Source organism: Mangrovibacterium lignilyticum, from assembly GCF_010882175.1.
GTDB lineage: Bacteria > Bacteroidota > Bacteroidia > Bacteroidales > Prolixibacteraceae > Mangrovibacterium > Mangrovibacterium lignilyticum.
On record NZ_WKLH01000007.1, the window covers coordinates 61,448 to 80,460 of the forward strand.

The following is a 19,013-nucleotide window of genomic DNA, read 5'->3' on the forward strand; positions in this document are numbered from 1 at the left end:
AATGGCCTTTTGTTTACACAGCTATACTTTCTGGACGCAGAATTTATAGCTGTTATTCACTTCATAAAATATCGAATACTCGTGAGTAAACTGTTTTTGAATATATTTTTTTGGGGCTCAATGTTCGTTTTATCAATGTTACATATAGATGTGACCGCACAATCAACTTCACCAAGTAAAAATGATCGTGAAGCAATGGAACGAGCTTATTGGGAAAACATGACATTGAAAAACCCGTCTTTGCGATCTGTCCTGGTGAGTTCAGAGTTCATCCCGCATCACCGAATCAATTCTAAGTTAAATGGATCACCTTATTTCACGGGAGATGCTGATCTGTTAAGAAACTCAGTTCAAATGAGGTTCCCGGTGTTTAAATGGAATAACAAATCGATTGATTTAACCGGAAGTGCATTGAATCAAAGAACAGTTTTGACGGAAGTTGAGAGTTTCTATCCCGGGAATATTGATTTTGAACACAAGGTGAGCCAAACTAGTTTAGGGATTGTCGCTGGCTTTACAATGAGATCTAAGCTATTTAAAAAGCGGATAATTTATCGGATAAATTTTAGTAGTCTTTTTGATTCCGATTTTTCACAATCACAACACTCTCTTATCGGAGTTGGGCTTATAAGCCTCAAGAGCAATGCCTATACAAGTCTATCTGTTGGTTTAGCGATAATTGCTAGTCCAACCGTCAAAATACCGGTATTTGGGTTGGTGAGTTACGAGCATACTTTCGCTACTCTAGGACTTGACCTTTCTGCTAATCTTCCCTATCGATTGAGTTTGCGGAAAGAATTGACAGCCAGAAGTGCTCTGTCGTTTGTCAATGAACTGGGAGGGCCGATGTTTTTCTATCAAACTACGGGGGGGTATACCGTAAATCAAGCTCGTTTAAATATGACAGAATTGCGAATAGGATTACTTTGGGAAAGAAGACTTGGCAGAATATTGGTCTGTGGAGCTTCCTTTGGTTGTGTTAACACATTTAAATCAGAAATTCACAATGTCGTTGCTTTTAGAGATTTGGGAACAGTATTGAAAAATGAGGCTGCATTTGACTATTATTTCGGTTTGAATTTTTCAGTGTTGTCTTTTCGCTGATTTTTATTTCGGATTGAATGTGATGTGTTTAGGTGCGATTGTGGGTTTATTCCTCAAAACCATCAATCGATTTTTCAAAAAGGATACCTCCTTTAAACATTCCCTTTAAGACGGGATGAATTTCTCGACCAAGTCTTGTCAAACTATATTCAACTCGTGGTGGAACTTCAGGAAAAACAGTTCTATTAATTATTCCGTCTGTTTCTAATTCTTTCAATTGTTTAGTCAGCATGCGTTCGCTAATGTCAGGCAATAATTTAACTAACTCACTATATCTCTTATCTCCTTGATAAAGGTGCAAAATGATCGTTCCTTTTCGTTTTCCTTTGACGACATTTATAAATGTATCAATCGGGCAATAACTTTTTTTCATTTTTTTTCTTCCCTTAAAGCCTTGTAAATATTAAAAACGGAACTAAATGTTCGTATCGTAATATTTTGTAAGTTGTTGATATATAATGAATTTATTCTGATGTTTGTACAAAAGTAATTAAAAATAGGAGACAGAAGATGAAACAGAACAATTCTACTTTCAGAGCATTTCGCGTTGAAGAAAAAAATGGAAGCTACATTGGGGCAGTCAAAGAAATTCAATTTAGCCCATTACAGCAGGATGAAATACTGGTTAAAGTACACTACAGTTCATTAAATTATAAAGATGCTTTATCAGCTTCGGGCAATAAAGGAGTAACCCGAAACTATCCCCATACCCCAGGGATTGATGCAGTAGGAGTAATTGAAAGATCGAACAGTGAAACACTGAAAGTTGGAGAAAAAGTAATTGTTACCAGTTATGATTTAGGAATGAATACTGACGGTGGATTTGCAGAATATATTCAAGTTCCATCTGAATGGGCTGTGAGGTTACCAGAAAAATTGACGATGAAAGAAGCAATGATATACGGGACAGCTGGCTTAACCGCGGGAATGTCTGTACTGAGACTAACTGAATTAATAAAACCGGAAGATGGAAAAATAGTGGTTTCCGGAGCTACAGGAGGAGTTGGTGCCCTTAGCGTATTAATATTAGGTAAATTGGGATATTCTGTGACTGCAATAACGGGCAAGGAAACTGAACGGGATTATTTGATTAACCTAGGTGCAAAAGAGATAATATTGCGAAGTGAGATCGAAAATTTTGTTAAGAAACCACTGTTGAAACCGTTGTTTGCAGGTGCAATAGATACAGTGGGAGGAGTAATTCTTGAAAACATTATTAAGTCAACCGGTTCGATGGGAGTCGTGACTTGTTGTGGCAATGTTGCATCTCCTAAACTTGATTTAACCGTTTTCCCGTTTATTCTGAGAGGTGTTACACTTATCGGTATTGATTCACAAAACTATCCCATGAAATACCGGACTAAAGTGTGGGAAAAGCTTGCTGACAAGTGGAAACCAGAGCAATTGGAAGAAACGTGCTGCGAAATTGGACTTGAAGAAATACAACACAAGATTGAATCAATTCTTCAGGGCAAGCTAAAAGGACGGACTGTTTTGAATTTGATGAGATGAACAAACAGTATGGAGTTATTCAATGTGAAATGAAGATTGTTGTTGATTTGGGTGGATTGATCGGGAGAAGGATATTCTTGCAATTTGAATCTACAGTTTGAGTTCATTTTGTTGATCTTAATTATTTTGCTACGAAAATATTTTAGATTTGTAAAATGGAAAGCACGGTTTATTATTTGGGGGTATCTCAATCATTATTTTCGGCAATCTTTATCCTGTTTGGTAAGAAATTGAAACTAGCTGATATAATGCTTGCATCTTGGTTCTTTTATCTTGCCGCACTTTTTGTCATGAACATCGTTAAACAAGAAGTTGGATATCATGGAGACCTGTGGCCCGTTTCTCTAATTTTGGTTATTGGTTTTCCGATCAGCCTTTTCATGTATTCAAAATACATAACTAACGACTATAAATTGTTTCGGCGAAAAGACTATCTGTATCACTTGCCCCAAATAATTGTTTTTATTGCAGTTGTATTTGCTTACGATTCAGATATAACAGATATCGTGTCTTTTGGTGACTACTATAATAGTCTAGTTGGGTTAAAGTATACAATTGGAATTTTCTTCCACATATGTTTGGTTTTTTACACTATTGGAGCTTTTTACAACATCTTAAAATTTAGAAGGCAGATGGGGAATTCGTACTCTTTTGCTTCTCAAACCATAAATTTGAGTTGGTTGATGTTTGTTATTATTGCTTTTTTCCTTGTCTTTACTTTTATTATTGGTGTTAGTGCTTATCATACAGCAAATTCGCTTAGCAATAATGTTGAATTATTTAGGAGTGGGGCCCTACTTGCGTTTGTTTATTTGCTGAGTTTTTTTGGACTTAAGCAGCAACAATTGATTTCTGCCGAAGATTCTACTGTGAGTTTAAACATAGACGCAGAATTTGTAGAATCATCATCTCATAGATATAAAAAGTCAGGTTTGAAAGAGTTAAAGGCGGAGGAATATTTAACTAGCTTGGTCAATTATATGAATCAAAGTCAGGCGTGGAAAGATCCTGAATTGACTGTGGCCAAATTGTCAGAAGCAACTAATGTCCCCAAATACTATATTAGTCAGGTACTAAATGAAAATCTTCAAAAGAATTTCTACACTTTTGTGAATGAATACAGGATTGAATGTGCAAAGAAGATGATCGTGGCTCCCAAATACAAGGATTGGTCGATTGTCGCGATTTCGTTTGAGTGTGGTTTTAACTCTAAAGCTGCTTTCAATAATTTTTTCAAGAAGTATACTCAAATGACTCCCAGCGAGTATAAGAAATCAATACTCGATGCCTGAAAAAAACTTCTGTTAGATTATCAACCAGCATTTCCGATTCATCTGCAGAATGGAATATCAACCTATTTGTTTTAACGACGATGTTGTGACCTTTTCCTTTTTCAGATAGAGCTTAATGCGGAAATGTGGTTCTCAGATTTTAAATTACTGTAAGGTACCTCTCGTCGGTAGGAGAGTGCGTGCTGCCAAAGTCCATACAAACTAAAATAATTTCTCAGTTCCTTGTCCGAAGTAGAATGTGTCCGCTTTATTAAAGGTAAGCTTCAAGGAGAAAACTAGATGGCAAATGGCCTTTTAGTGGTAGATAAGCATACTTCTGGTTGAATCATTCTCAAAGCTTTTGTTGTTGTAAGTATTTGATTTGCAGCTTCCCAATAAATATGTACTGCCGAGAATAGGATTAGGTGAACGTCTATATTCTTGGGTCGACACAAATAGACGTTTGATTAATAAGCATTGTATAGGTTTGAACAAAAATGAACAACCAACTGGATCAAATCGGGAACATTGGGCTCGAGATAGATCTTAGTTTAAACCTAAAACTATTAAATGAAAAGGAATTTTTTTTATCTATGCTTCTTATCATTATTTCTCACTTCTGGGTTTCAAACTTTTGCTCAGGAGTCGAAGATTGATACGGTTATCGTAGTGGAGAGCTCAATTGCTCACCGTAAGGAAGAGAAGAATCGTAATGTAATGCTTAATGCCGATGCGGCGACAGGACCTAGAGAGGTGAATATTGGTTTACCGTTTAGGGGCGATATTGTTATTCTTGAAAATGGCGTGCCGGTTGTATTTTCTTTTTGGCCGACCATGCCGACGTTTGCCTGGAATGTTGACAACAGTTTAGGACGGATGGGACTGCTCTCTTTTGAAGAAGGTGCCTTGCTATATGGTAAGGTTGGATTTGCAGTTCAAAGTTATGATCGTGATCCGGGGCGGAAATTTCAAGGGTATGCATCCGCTTTTATGAGTAGTGTCGGGTCTTCTCGATTTGATATGACAGTTACCGGACCTATCGGTAAAAAAGGATGGGGTTACATGGCTAGTGCCTATCAGTCATTCGACAGAGGTTATGGGACCAACCTCATGTATACACCTTGGGATAACAAGACGTCAAATGCCAAATTTGCTATCAGTAAAAGGTACAAAAAAGGTAGTGTAAAATTGCTTTATAAATATGTTGAGACTCAGATCGGAGCTACGGCATATTTCCCGGTTACCTACAAAGGAGATGGTGAAGTTGAAGAATACCCGGGTTTTAGATTAGGTAAAGATTCATATTTCCCAAGAAACGGTATGATTCCCTATCGGGACGTTATGGGTGATGCTCAGTGGGCAAACTTGACTAAGGACAAATTCTCTAAGTCTAAATCACACAATATTTATTTGATGGGAGACCATCGATTTGATAATGGATGGAAACTTGATTACTCTGCCCTCTATCAAAACATGAAGTCACCTTTGATCATCGAATTCCCATTAAGTTTGATGATTTGGGACACGCAAGAGGCTCCCTATTCCTATATGAATTTCTATAAAGCAGGAAGTTCTGATGTGTATGAAGGGCGGCACGTGCAGATGATGTATAACCAGTTGATGCCTCAATCGGATTGTAAATACTTCGTTACAAGGTTTGAGATGAATAAAAAAATCAAAAATCACAGTGTGCGAATTGGCGCAACCTACCAGAATAACAATAGACAGTATACAACCTTTGGTGGGGCTTATTTAATGTCTGTAGAACCAAATCCTGTATTATTGAGCATGTCTCCCAATGATGATACCGTTGTCTTTGGTGGAGCCTGGGGGAGTATTAGCCATGACAAATATAGTAGAACCGCTCTGTACGCATCAGATGATTTCAATGTAGGATCTAGATTAGGACTAAGTTTGGGGGCACGACTCGAACATCAGAATTATACCGATTATCACAACCCTTATGTGAATAATGAAGGGTTGGAGGATAAAGAACTTATTAAAAAAGATTTTAACAATAAGTTCAACAAAGTCGGTTATGCCAAACTTGTATACAAACTGACAAATGGATTCGGTTTCGTTGGAGATATTAGTTATAACAGCGAAAATAAGGCATACTGGGATTACACTTATAGAGACGCAGAAGGAAAAGCTGTTGACGAAAATGGTCTTACTGCTTCTGAGGGTGGACACCCGAGAACAACCGAGCCGGGAAGTTACGAAACCGCAGTAACAAAAATGGGCGGTGGGGTTTATTTGAATATTGGCAAAAAGCTAAGCGTAGTTTCGATGATAACTTCAATTAAAAAGAATGAAGTTCCGGGAGCCGCTACATTGGATGATCCATCAGGAAGTGGGCTTCGAGCTGATTTTGGACCAGAGTTTTATAATATTGAAACAATGGGATGGTCAACCGATATTACAGCAGAACCTTTTAGAAATTTCAATATCCACTATTTACTGACCTTACAAAATCCACAATACAAAGACTATGAAGTGAACGGTTTCGGGCAAACATTGTCCTACAGTGATAAAACAATTCCCGCTTTGTCTAAAGTGTTGATGGAAATTGATCCAAGTTACATGTTTGCTAAAGGTAAATTAAAAGCATGGGTTAGTTTACGCTACTTCGGTAAGCAATATTCAAATGAAACAAATGCTTTCTCTTGGAATCCTTGGTGGGAAAACTTTGGCGGATTAGATTACATGGTGAACAGAAAACTAACGCTCAAATTACAAGTTGTCAACTTCCTTGATCAATCGGGAGTTAAAGGAGCAATTCAAGGTGGATCTCAGATTAATTCTGATGCAGATTATATCGGTAAGCCAATTGTTGCGAATGCCATTCGTCCAAGAACGGTCGAATTAAAGGTCGATTTCAAATTCTAAGTACAAATAATAATTCTAATAATTAAAAAATTTAAAGTTATGAATAAGATTTTTTCAATCCTTGCTGGAACGTTTATGATGCTAACTGTCTTTGCTGTCAACGCACAAGCTGAAGGTGAATACTTCCTTGGCAAATGGGACATTATGGTGATGGGAACACCCAACGGAGATTCTCCGATGAAGGCACAAGTCGTAGAAAAAGATGGTAAAATGGTGGTGTTAATGCAAAGTGAAGAAGGTGGTGAGTTAAAACCAGTTGACCGCTTTGAAATCTCCGATACTGAACTGACAGCTTACTGGGTTGCAGGTGGTTACAATGTTTATCTGTTTTTGGAAAAAGTAGACGATGATAACGTTGAAGGTTCATTGATGGATATGTTCGATGCTACAGGTGTACGCGCTAAAGAATAGTTTATAATCATCAGGGAGGATAGAGTAGTCTATCCTCCCTTTTTTCCAAGAAAATAATCAAGTCTTCTGAGTCTAATTATTCACAGTTGGAACAGCTGTGGTATTTTTTCAAATGATTTAGCTCAGATTTTTTCACCTTTCTCAAAGAAGCCTGAATCCCAATTTAGGCGTGGTCAATATGACTAAATCCTTACTAAAACTAACTTAAACTTATGCCTATGAATTTGAAATCTACATTTTTAGTGTTGTCTCTTTTAATCGGAATGAAGATGTTTGCCTCAGATTTTAAAATTGCAGATCCTAAGGATATTGCTCTTCGACCAATTCAAAATAGCTTCAGAAACTTGCTGGACTTATCAGGTGTCTGGAAGTTTAAAAAAGATTCTGCCAATATCGGAGAGCAAGAACATTGGTTCGAGGGATTATCTGACTATCGCTCAATCGCAGTGCCTGGGAGTTGGAACGAGCAATTCTCAGATATGCGTGATTACATGGACTGGGTGTGGTATGAAACTGAAACTTACGTCCCTTCCAGCTGGAAAGGACAAAATATATTTATCCGCGTAAATGATGCAACTTATGCCGCAAAGATTTGGATCAATGGTAAACCGGTTGGGTATCATGAAGGATGTCACCTCCCTTTCGCATTCGATATCAGTCCCTTCATAAACTGGAATGAGTCCAACCGAATTGTTATTCAGGTTGAAAATCAACTCTCGCCGGATCGTGTCCCTACCGGAAATGTTTCAGGTGGTTCGTTTAGAAGTTTTCCCGCTACGAATTATGATTTCTTCCCATATTCGGGATTAAACCGATCAGTTGTTCTATACTCTGTTCCTAAAAATCATACAAAGGATATTACAATTAAACCTAGTTTCAAAGGAAATGTTGGAGAATTAGATATTCATATAGAGTCAGAAGGACAAGAAAGGGACGGGAAAGTTTTAGTCACGGGTAACGGTAAAAAAATAGAAATCCCCATCTCATTAACAAAAAATAAAGCAGTAGCTAAAGTTTTGATTCCTGATGTACGTTTATGGAGCTTAGATGATCCGTTTTTATATACGGTAACTGTTAGCTTACTGGATGGTGAAGAAACTAAAGATGTTTATTCTTTAAAAACAGGAATACGAACGGTGGGTGTTGATGAGAATCATATTTTATTGAACGGAAAACCTGTGTTTTTAAGAGGCTTTGGAAGACATGAAGATTTTCCGGTATTAGGGCGATCAAGTTGTAATTCGTTAATAATAAAGGATTTTGAGTTAATGAAATGGACTGGTGCAAATTCATTTAGAACTACACACTATCCATATGACGAAGAAAATTATGATCTGGCGGATCGTGAAGGATTCTTAATTATCGGGGAAACCCCAGGGGTAGGGTTATATTTTACGGGAGATAGTATAGCTCTTGAAAAGAGACAAGATGCTATGAAACGATATTTAGAGGAGATGTACTTGAGGGATAAAAATCATCCTTCAATTATTATGTGGTGTGTAGCTAATGAACCTAATGATAATCCTGCAGTCGGGCAAGGAACCTCTCCGGGAAGGGAGGATAAAGAGAAAATTTATAGGAAATTCGAAGAACTGTTTACTCAAATTAGAGAATTGGATAGTACTCGGTTGGTTATGTATGTTGGGGTGATGATGGGGCCTATTAACTGGTTTAATTTAACTGATGTGATCGCAATTAACAGATACTGGGGGTGGTATACAACAGGCGGAGATATTGCAACAGGAGCTAGAACATTAAGCCATGAACTGGATCGATTACATCGCAAATTTAATAAGCCATGTATGCTAACAGAGTTTGGCGCAGATGCAATGTCGGGATTTCATGCCGTTAATTCAGAAATGTACACGGAAGAATATCAAAAAGAATTTATCAAAGCTTATTTGGATGTTGCCGATACAAAAGATTTTGTAACTGGTATGCATGTATGGAACTTGGCTGATTTTAAGACTCCCCAATGGATGCTAAGATTTGGAGGTTATAATATGAAAGGGGTGTTCACTCGGGATAGAAAGCCTAAAATGGCCGCCCACTACCTAAGAGAAAGATGGGCACAGCAAGAGAAATAAATTGATCCTGAGAGGCTGATTCAGATGCGTATTGATACGGTAATTAAGGCTTGTATCAATGCGCATCATAACGCCAATAATAGAGATCGTGATTTAGCTAATTTTAGTAACGAATAGTATCGTAGAACAACGCAAACAGATCAGAAACTGGTATCAATGAAATATTAAGACCTCAATCTATGAAGACAAATTTAAGAACAATATTATTGGCTGTTTTCTCTCTTTTCTGCTTTATTTCTTGTACTACCGAAAAAACTCACCAAAATGAAAAGGATGAGTTCATCACGAAGTTGATGAATAATATGTTTGTTGAAGAAAAAATTGCTCAACTCAATTTGGTGACACCTTCTGCTGGAACTGGCCCTTTTAAGACCAAAAGAGTCGTGGAAAAACTGCAGGAGGGATCTGCTGGAAATATTTTATCAGTGATGGGGTCCGTCGAAAGGATTCATAAAACAGCATCTCTCGCTGATAGTACTAGATTGAAAATTCCCTTCTTCATGGCTCTTGATATAATTCATGGCTATAAAACAATCTTCCCGATTCCCCTCGGATTGTCTTGCTCCTGGGATACCGTTCTTATTGAGAAAACTGCTAGAATTGCCGCTATCGAGGGGACGGCAATGGGCTATAATCAAACCTATTCTCCCATGGTGGATATTACCAGGGATCCTCGTTGGGGGCGTGTAATGGAAGGTGCAGGGGAAGATCCTTATTTGGGAAGTGTGGTAGCACGGGCTGTAGTAAAGGGATATCAAGGGGACGATTTGAATGATGAGACGTCCATGATGGCTTGTGTGAAACATTTTGGCTTGTACGGTGCTTCAGAAGCCGGAAGAGATTACAACACCACAGACATGAGCAGGCTAACAATGTTTCAGTATTACCTGCCACCATACAAAGCAGCTATTGATGCCGGGGCAGGTAGTATAATGTCTTCGTTTAATGATGTTGATGGCGTCCCGGCAACGGCTAATAAATGGCTGCTTACTGACTTATTACGTGATGAATGGGGCTTTGATGGGGTTGTCGTTAGTGATTACAACTGTGTTCAGGAACTTATTGCTCATGGCGTTGCCGCAGATTATAAGGAGGCGGTTAAAAAAGCAATGGACGCCGGCCTGGATATGGACATGGCCAGCGAAGGTTACTCTACGTTCCTAAAAAATTTAGTGAACGAAGGTGCCATTAAAATTGAACAAATCGATCAAGCCTGTCGGAGGGTTTTGGAGGGGAAATATGATCTGGGATTATTTGAGGATCCATACAAAAACTACAATCCCGAAAAACCGGCAAAAGTTATCCTAACTGAAGAAAATAAGGAAGTTGCGAAACTAGCTGTTTGTAAGTCAATTGTCCTACTTAAAAATGACAATAACACGTTGCCGTTAAATAAGAATAGTAAAATCGCATTAATTGGTCCCTCTGTAGATGATCAGTTTGAAATGTTTAGCATGTGGTCACAAACAGGAGATAGACAGAGCGTTATTACTATATTGGATGGGATCCGGAAACTAAATGAAAATGTAGTCTGTGCGGACGGAACATTTTTTACCGATGATCCGGATTATTTAAAAAACGATGGCAGGTTTGACGAGGCAGAACAGTTTAAAAAAGAAAAAGAAGCGGTTGAAATTGCAACAAAATCTGATGTGATTGTTGCTGTATTGGGAGAGTCTATCGCTGTATCAGGTGAGGCTAGATCAATGACCGATATATCGCTTCCAGGGTGTCAGGTAGAGTTGCTGAAAAAATTGAAAGCTACCGGAAAGCCCGTTGTCCTGGTGCTTTTGAGCGGGCGACCGCTTACGTTGGAAGATAATCTGCAGTATGCGGATGCTGTGCTGGAAGCCTGGCGACCAGGAACTATGGCAGGAGCGGGTTTAGCAGATGTTTTATTTGGCGATTACAACCCATCTGGTAAGCTTACGATGACTTTCCCAAGATCATTAGGGCAGATTCCAATTTATTACAATCATAAACATACAGGAAGGCCTTATATAGAAGGTGAGAAAAGTGCTTTTAAATCTCGTTATCTGGACGAAAAGAATGATCCTCTCTTTCCTTTTGGGTTTGGAATGAGCTATACATCTTTTGGCTATAGCCCCATATCACTAAGCGATACGTTAATGTCGGGGAATACAATCCAATTAGATGTTAGTGTTGATGTTTCAAATACTGGTGATTATGCTGGAGAAGAAACAGTTCAGTTGTATTTGAATGATCCGGTTGCGTCAGTTGCTCGTCCCGTAAAGGAATTGAAAAAGTTTCGGAAGGTTTTTTTACAACCAGGAGAGTCACAAAGAGTACATTTTAAACTCTCGGTTGAAGATCTAAAGTTTTACAACTACGAACTTAAATGGGATTGGGAACCTGGAAAATTCATTGTTTACGTTGGAACAAACTCAGAAGAGATTCAAAAAGCATCCTTTGTTTGGAATAGATAGTTTGATCATTGGTTTTTATATCGTTTAATAAAGAGGTGGGTAGCGAAATATGCCCATCTCTTTTCACTCTTTTTGAAAACATTCTTAGACTGAAAATGAGAAGATTTTTACCCTTGCTTATTGGTGTGATTTCCAGCCTGTATGGTTTTTGTCAGAATACAGGATATCTGCATACTTTGTCAAGCTACATTGAGAATATTGACGTTTTAGAGGAAGGTCAGGAAAAAGCTCACGCCTATTCTATCCCCAGTTCATATATACTTCTTAATGGCAAATGGAAGTTTGCTTATTTTGAAACACCGTTTGGTATTCCGGACGATTTCTACAAAGTATCGTTTAACGATGCTAATTGGGATACTCTCGAAGTGCCGTCTAACTGGGAGATGAAAGGGTATGGCGACAAATTTTTTCGAAATGTGGGAACTGGTTTTCCCTTGGGACGAATGGGCCGTCGAACTCCAGCCGATAGTTACAAATCGACAACATTAGATGACAAGTATGTTCCGGTAAAACCAGGAGAAGTTCCCTATGAGTGGAATCCAACAGGTGCCTATCGAACCTCTTTTGAATTGCCCTCCGATTGGGATGGCAAAGAGGTATTTTTGCGCTTCGAAAAAATAGCTTCAGCGTCATTTGTTTGGGTTAACGGGAAACAAGTTGGGTATAATGAAGGGTCTCATGAGCCCTCTGAGTATAACATTACCCCTTATCTACAAAAAGGGAAAAACACAGTTGCTGTTCTTGTAACCAAGTTTTCCGACGCGTATTATTTAGAGGGAGTTGATGCCTGGAGACTAGCAGGGATATTTGACGATGTTACGGTTTTTGCAACTCCAAAGCAGCGGATTTTTGACTGGCAGGTTGTTACCGACCTGGATGATTCGTTTACAAATGCGGACTTGTTGCTAGCTGTCGATGTTAAAAGTTATGATGCTACAAATGAGAAATTTGAAATAAAAGCAACATTAACAAGAAACAATCAGACAATCTTTTCTTCAGCCAGTCATGTATTTGCAGTTTCGAAGGATAGTATCCAAACAGTATCGATTAAAGAGTTTATTGCCAATCCACGGAAATGGACTTCAGAAACGCCCGATTTGTATAACTTGACAATTGAACTGTTCGATCAGTATGGTTCTCTGGCTGATGCGTTGGATACCAAGATTGGCTTCAAAGAAACCCAAATTGTTGGAAATACATTTTATCTAAACGGAGTCCCACTGAAAGTAAATGCAATCAACTCGCATATGCAGCACCCGGAAATGGGGCATTACGTCGATGAAGAGACAATTCGCAAGGATTTTGAGCAGTTAAAGCAATTCAATTTTAATGCAGTTCGTACATCACATTACCCTCCTACAAATAAATACATAGAGTTAGCCGATGAGTACGGCCTCTTTATTATTGACGAAGTCAGTGATGAAGCTCATCAATCTCCATATTTATCCGGGAAAAGTGATTTTGTTGAAATGTACAGGGACAGGACCCGCAAGTTAGTTCTTCGTGATCGAAATCACCCTTGTGTATTATTTTGGAGTGCCGGAAATGAAAGTGGTGAAGGAAAAAATATAAACGAGGTCGTTAAACTCGGCAAAGAGCTTGATCCTACCAGATATTGGATGTATGGTGGTAATGCGCCAGTTCATCCGGCAGAGGACATTATTGGTCCGCGCTATCCAACCCCAATTGAGTTGGAAATGCACGTCGGTTTAAATGAGGAGGATAACAGACCTTCATTTATGGACGAATACCTCGCTGTAACTGGTAATGCGGGTGGCGGACTTGACGAATATTGGAGAACTATCTATAGCCATCCAAAACTGATGGGGGGAGCCATTTGGGATTTCGTGAGTACCGGAGTTACAGAGCCTATTAGACGCCTAATTGACTCTTCGAAATACGATACCCCGGTACACATTATGGGAAATGCCCAATTGGTAGATGGAAAGGATGGCAAGGCGATTGATTTAAATGGCCATGACCAGTGGGTCGAAGTTTACCAGTCCGAAAATACGGAGATATCAGGCGAGAAATTGTCGCTCTCTCTGGATGTTTTTCCGAGAAATCTTGCCCGATTAGGCGGCTATTATATTACCAAAGGAAATAACCAGTTTGGAATTAATCAGAAAGGGAAAAATGAACTGGAGTTTTACTTATTTAATGGTGAACGGCAAGTCGTTACAGCACCATTGCCAGGTGACTGGGAATATCATTGGCATACTATAACAGCGGTATATAACGGCAACGAAATGAAACTATATATCGATGGTGAGGTGAAAGCTTCCAAACTTGTTACCGGTGCTATTGTTAATCTACCTTTTCCGCTAAATATTGGCAGAAATGCAGAAAAACACGGCGATGGTACTTCAGAATACATTTGTGATGCGTTGATTGATAATGTGGGTGTTTTTACCAAGGAAATAAATCCTTCTTCTGCGATAGACAAGAGTGATGCTGATTTATGGATGGATTTTGAAAGCGAGTCTCGTGAAGGTAATTTTTATAGTTACGGAATCGGAGCCAGGACCTATGGTGCTATGTGGCCCAATAGAAAGCCTCAGCCGGAGATGTGGCAGATGAAGAAAACTTGTCAGCCTTTAGCATTTAATCTGATAGATAGAGAAAACTGCGTCGTACAGGTGTGGAACCGCAGTCATTTCTTGAATGCTTCGCATTGGAGAACGACATGGAAACTCACCGAAGACGGGAAAGAAATACAATCAGGAGAGTTGGATTTGGATGTAAAGCCATTGGAGCGTGGAAATATTAATATTCCCTGTAAAAAGCCGGATATTAAAGCCGGGAAGGAATACCGTTTAAATATCAGTTCTTGTTTAAAAGAGAGTGAATTGTGGGCGCCTGTTGGCTTTGAAATTTCCTGGGAGCAGTTTGAATTAAAGGAGTGGTATCAAAACAACACTGTTGTTTCAAATGAGGGTCAGAACATTGCACTGACTTCAGATTCTACATGTTTTATTGTTCGAGGTAAGGACTTTACGTACAATTTTGATAGGGAATCAGGAGAACTGGTTTCATTGAATGTAAATGGTGAAGAACTATTGAAATCCCCTCTTCGATTAAATGTATGGCGAGCACCTATTGCCAACGAATTGGATTCATGGAATGGCTCTTCTTTTAAAAATTCAGGATGGAAAAGCGAGTATGGTGATGTCATTGCTACGGAATATTACTCGAACGGGCTTCACAACCTGAAGCATTATCCACTGGAAGTTAGAGCATCTAAGACGAATGGAAATGTGTATGTCTATGCACGTGAATTTGTCCTTCTAAACGGAGGAACAATGGAATTTGCCCAGCTGGATAAATACATCATGGGGGCAAAATACAACGGTTTCGAGAATATTTATGAGTACAGAATAAATAGTGATGGCGAAATAAATATCGAACATACCTTTTTGCCGCAGGGAACGATGCCTCAGTTTTTACCCCGTGTAGGACTTTCATTGCAATTAAACAATCAATTAAACCATGTGGAATGGTATGGCCGCGGTCCTCAGGAAAACTATCCGGACCGGAAAAGTGGCTATAAAGTAGGTATCTATAGCTCAACGGTCGAGGATATGTACGAACCTTACTTAATTCCACAGGAGAACGGATTGAGAACAGATAACCGTTGGCTGAAGATGGTGGACCAAACAGGAAACGGGTTGATGTTTGCAACGGATCAATATTTCAACTTTAGTACCTCAATTTATTCAACCGAGAATCTCACCAAGGCAGTATATACTTATCAACTCGAAAAAGATAAAGCAGTTACTGTGAATTTAGATTATGCTACAACCGGTGTTGGCGGAACAGCGCGGGGCATTTTAAATTCTTACAGGGTTTATCCGACAGGCTACCACAGGAAGATTACAATAAGAACGTTGAAGAAATAGTACACAAACAAAAATAGAATAGTTAAATGTTGGCGGAGGAAAAATTATGAAAATAGCAAGCAAAAGTGTGTGGCTCATTGTCGTTTATTTGTTGATCGGCATTATTGGCCATGCACAACAGCATGATTGGGAGAATGAGCAAGTTATTGGTATTAATAAGGAAGAGGGGCATGCATTTTATGTGCCTTTTGCAGATATTGACGGCGCGGTGAGTGCGTATGCTGAGGCGTCTCCATATTACCTGAATTTAAATGGTACTTGGAAATTCAATTGGGTAAAAAGTCCGGAGTTGGCTCCCTCTGACTTCTTTTTACCCTCTACTAACGTGAGCTTCTGGGACAACATTGACGTTCCTTCCAATTGGCAAATAAAAGGTTACGGTATTCCAAATTATACCAATAGTACCTATCCCTTTGCGCATGATTTCAAGGTTAATCCTCCGTATGTGATGGGAGCAGATCTACCAGCTGAATTTACCAAGAATGCATTACCGAATCCAGTGGGATCTTACCGAAGAGATTTTGAATTGCCTGAAAATTGGTCAGGACGGGAAGTTTTTATTCATTTTGATGGTGTGCAAAGTGCTATGTACGTTTGGGTAAACGGGCAAAAAGTTGGTTACAGCGAGGATAGTATGACTCCAGCGGAATTTAATATCACCAAATACCTCAAACCAGGGAAAAATACCTTGGCAGTTAAAGTCTATCGATGGAGCGACGGTAGCTACCTGGAAGGTCAGGATTTTTGGCTTTTATCGGGCATATACCGGGATGTGTTTTTATACGCTGTTTCTAAAGTGCATTTGTGGGACTTTTTCGTGAATACGGATTTTGATCCTGAATTTACGTCAGCAACAATAAGTTCAAAGCTTCAGTTTCGCAATTTTGGTGGAAAGGGAGATTATCAGTTGGATGCGTTGCTGCTGGAGAAGGGGCAACCAAAGGAAAAGGTAAAAAAACTGTATTCCACGCCAGTAAAAAACGTTTCGTCAAAAAAGGGCCTGTCAATTGAACTGACAACAGAAGTCAAAGATTTTAAGCTTTGGTCTGCTGAAGTTCCTAACCTGTATGACTTACTCTTTGTTCTAAAAAATCCTCAAGGCGATACAACAGAAGTACTACGCACAAATTTGGGCTTCAGAAAGATTGAAATTAAGGATCAGCAACTGTTTGTAAATGGCAAAAGTGTGCTGTTGAAAGGGGTCAATCGCGTCGAGACCAACCCTTGGGGCGGACGCACAATGAGTAAAGAATTGATGTTGACAGATATTAAGCTCATGAAGCAGTTTAATATGAATGTAGTCCGGACTTCACACTATTCTAATGATCCGGAATGGTATAATCTGTGTGATGAATATGGAATGTATGTTGTCGCTGAAGCGAATGTGGAATCTCACGGTATGGCTCGTAATGAGGAGGACCGACTAGGAGATGTGGCCAGCTGGAAAAAGGCTCATGTAGACCGCAATGTTCGTTCAGTTCAACGCGATAAAAACCACCCGTCGATTATCATGTGGTCAATGGGTAATGAAGCTGGTCATGGTCAAAACTTTGCAGCATCTTATCAAGCAATCAAAGCGATCGATCAATCCCGGCCGGTCCACTATCAAGGTGATAACGAGCATGCAGATATCGAGTCGGAAATGTACCTTACCCTGGGAACTCTGAAGCGCAAGGCAAGGAATAAGGAGACTAACAAACCGTTCTTTCTCTGCGAATATGCGCACGCCATGGGCAATGGCCCCGGTTCGGTAAAGGATTACGTAGAGCTTTTTGAAGAATATCCTCGGCTCATCGGTGGTTGTATCTGGGACTGGGTAGATCAAGGATTAGCAAGACCAGTTCCCGGAAATCCGTCAGAAGAATATTTTGCCTATGGCGGTGACTACGGCGACCGTCCGACTCGCTGGAATTTTTTGATGAACGGTTTGACCACTCCGGATCGTCAGGTGACACCTAAAATGTACAATGTCAAGAAATGCTATCAATATATTGGTATAAAACCGGTCGACTTGACAAAAGGCACGATTGAGATTACAAACAAATACCAGTTCTTAAATTTAGACCAGTTTAAGGGCTATTGGGAGTTAACTGCTGATGGAGCCGTTATTCAAAGTGGGGATTTGCCGACTATTGATCTGGAGGGTGGTAACCAGACAAATGTGTCAATTCCACTTGTAAAGCCAGCCTTGAAACCAGCAGTAGAATATTTTCTGAATGTCTATTTCGCATTAAAAACCGATGAATCCTGGGCTTCTAGGGGACATGTTGTTGCATGGGAACAAATGGAGATGCCCTATGAAAAAGCAAGTCAGGAAACGCTTAGCCAGAAGGGGTTTGGAAGCATTCATGTCGCAGAAAAAGGGGACGACGTCGTTGTAAACGGTAAATTGTTTTCAGTGACATTCAATAAAACAGTTGGCACAATCACACAATATCGATATGGATCTACAAATCTGATTGAAACGAAGGCCGAGGCAATATATGGAGTCCAACCCGAGGCTGAAGTAATTTATACGGACACAACGACGGATGAACTTGTGTCCGGGCCTCAATTAAATTTGTATCGAGCTCCGACCGATAATGATTTGTCAAATGGCAGGGGAATAGCGAATTCCTGGAACAAAAATAAGCTTGAAACTCTGAAGCCTAAAGTTGAAATGTTTACTTACACACAGGTGGATGATCAACAGGTAGAAATACAAGCCACTGTAAACTATGAGACAAATGCGGGTTATAATGCGCTGACAAAAACGACTTTCACCGTATGGGCCAATGGATCAATTAGTGTGAAATCGCACGTTGAGCCTGATAACAGCGGAAAACTGAATTTACTACCGCGAATTGGACATGTCCTGCAAATGCCGAAAGGATTCGAAAGCGTTGGTTTCTTGGGAGCTGGCCCATTTGAAACTTATAACGATAGAATGGAAGGATCGACTGTGGGGCGCTATCAAATATCTGTAACGGACATGGAAGAATTCTATGCTCGTCCTCAAGAGATGGGGAATCGATCAGATGTAAGGTGGGCGACATTCACGAATAGAGATGGTGTTGGTTTAATGCTTGTTGCAGACAGTGCTAATTTCAATTTCAGCGCTTTGCACTATCGTGCAACAGATTTGAACAAAGCAAACTACCCTTATCAATTGCATAAACGACCGGAGACAATAATTACAATTGATGTCGCACATCTTGGATTGGGAAGTGCGGCTTGTGGTCCTTCTACTTTGAGCCAATTCCAGTTAAAACCCTCACCACATGATATCGTCTATGAATTGAGACCATATGATGTTCGAATGGGAGATGCTGATGATTACGGCAGATTGAAGATTAAGTGATTGATTAATTCGTTTGAACGACAGTTGATTGACGCAACATGGAACTAAGTTGT

General features: G+C 39.5%; 10 protein-coding genes. 9 read left to right on the forward strand and 1 reads right to left on the reverse strand.

Annotated features, from left to right (window positions below; genetic code table 11):
- Positions 1-81 precede the first annotated feature (81 nt).
- On the forward strand, positions 82-1,104 hold the full coding sequence (locus GJV22_RS21405) for a hypothetical protein (RefSeq protein ID WP_163718541.1): 1,023 nt from the start codon (positions 82-84) through the stop codon (positions 1,102-1,104).
- Between the two features lie 46 nt (positions 1,105-1,150).
- Here the strand turns inward: GJV22_RS21405 and GJV22_RS21410 are convergent, their stop codons facing one another.
- Positions 1,151-1,477 carry a winged helix-turn-helix transcriptional regulator gene (locus tag GJV22_RS21410; protein ID WP_163718543.1) on the reverse strand — a complete coding sequence of 109 codons (327 nt, stop codon included), beginning with the start codon at positions 1,475-1,477 and terminating at the stop codon, positions 1,151-1,153.
- Between the two features lie 137 nt (positions 1,478-1,614).
- Between GJV22_RS21410 and GJV22_RS21415 the strand changes: the two genes are divergently transcribed.
- The 8 genes from GJV22_RS21415 (at position 1,615) to GJV22_RS21450 (ending at position 18,960) form a co-directional block, all read left to right on the forward strand.
- Complete coding sequence (locus GJV22_RS21415; protein ID WP_163718545.1) at positions 1,615-2,616, forward strand: YhdH/YhfP family quinone oxidoreductase; 1,002 nt, start codon at positions 1,615-1,617, stop codon at positions 2,614-2,616.
- Positions 2,617-2,771: 155 nt separating this feature from the next.
- Positions 2,772-3,908, forward strand: a complete 1,137-nt coding sequence (locus GJV22_RS21420) for a helix-turn-helix domain-containing protein (protein WP_163718547.1) — start codon at positions 2,772-2,774, stop codon at positions 3,906-3,908.
- A 549-nt stretch (positions 3,909-4,457) separates the two neighbouring features.
- Entirely contained in the window at positions 4,458-6,776 is a 2,319-nt protein-coding gene (locus GJV22_RS21425) for a porin family protein (RefSeq protein WP_163718549.1), read from the forward strand.
- 39 nt (positions 6,777-6,815) lie between these two features.
- Positions 6,816-7,187, forward strand: coding sequence for a hypothetical protein (locus GJV22_RS21430; protein WP_163718551.1), 372 nt, complete (start codon positions 6,816-6,818; stop codon positions 7,185-7,187).
- A gap of 218 nt (positions 7,188-7,405) precedes the next feature.
- Positions 7,406-9,274 (forward strand): beta-glucuronidase, encoded by a 1,869-nt coding sequence (gene uidA / locus GJV22_RS21435; protein ID WP_163718553.1) that lies wholly within the window; start codon positions 7,406-7,408, stop codon positions 9,272-9,274.
- Between the two features lie 179 nt (positions 9,275-9,453).
- Positions 9,454-11,721 (forward strand): beta-glucosidase BglX, encoded by a 2,268-nt coding sequence (gene bglX, locus GJV22_RS21440; protein WP_163718555.1) that lies wholly within the window; start codon positions 9,454-9,456, stop codon positions 11,719-11,721.
- Between the two features lie 95 nt (positions 11,722-11,816).
- Entirely contained in the window at positions 11,817-15,620 is a 3,804-nt protein-coding gene (locus GJV22_RS21445) for a beta-galactosidase small subunit-related protein (RefSeq protein WP_163718557.1), read from the forward strand.
- Between the two features lie 46 nt (positions 15,621-15,666).
- Positions 15,667-18,960 (forward strand): glycoside hydrolase family 2 TIM barrel-domain containing protein, encoded by a 3,294-nt coding sequence (locus GJV22_RS21450; RefSeq protein WP_163718558.1) that lies wholly within the window; start codon positions 15,667-15,669, stop codon positions 18,958-18,960.
- The last annotated feature ends 53 nt before the right edge of the window (positions 18,961-19,013 follow it).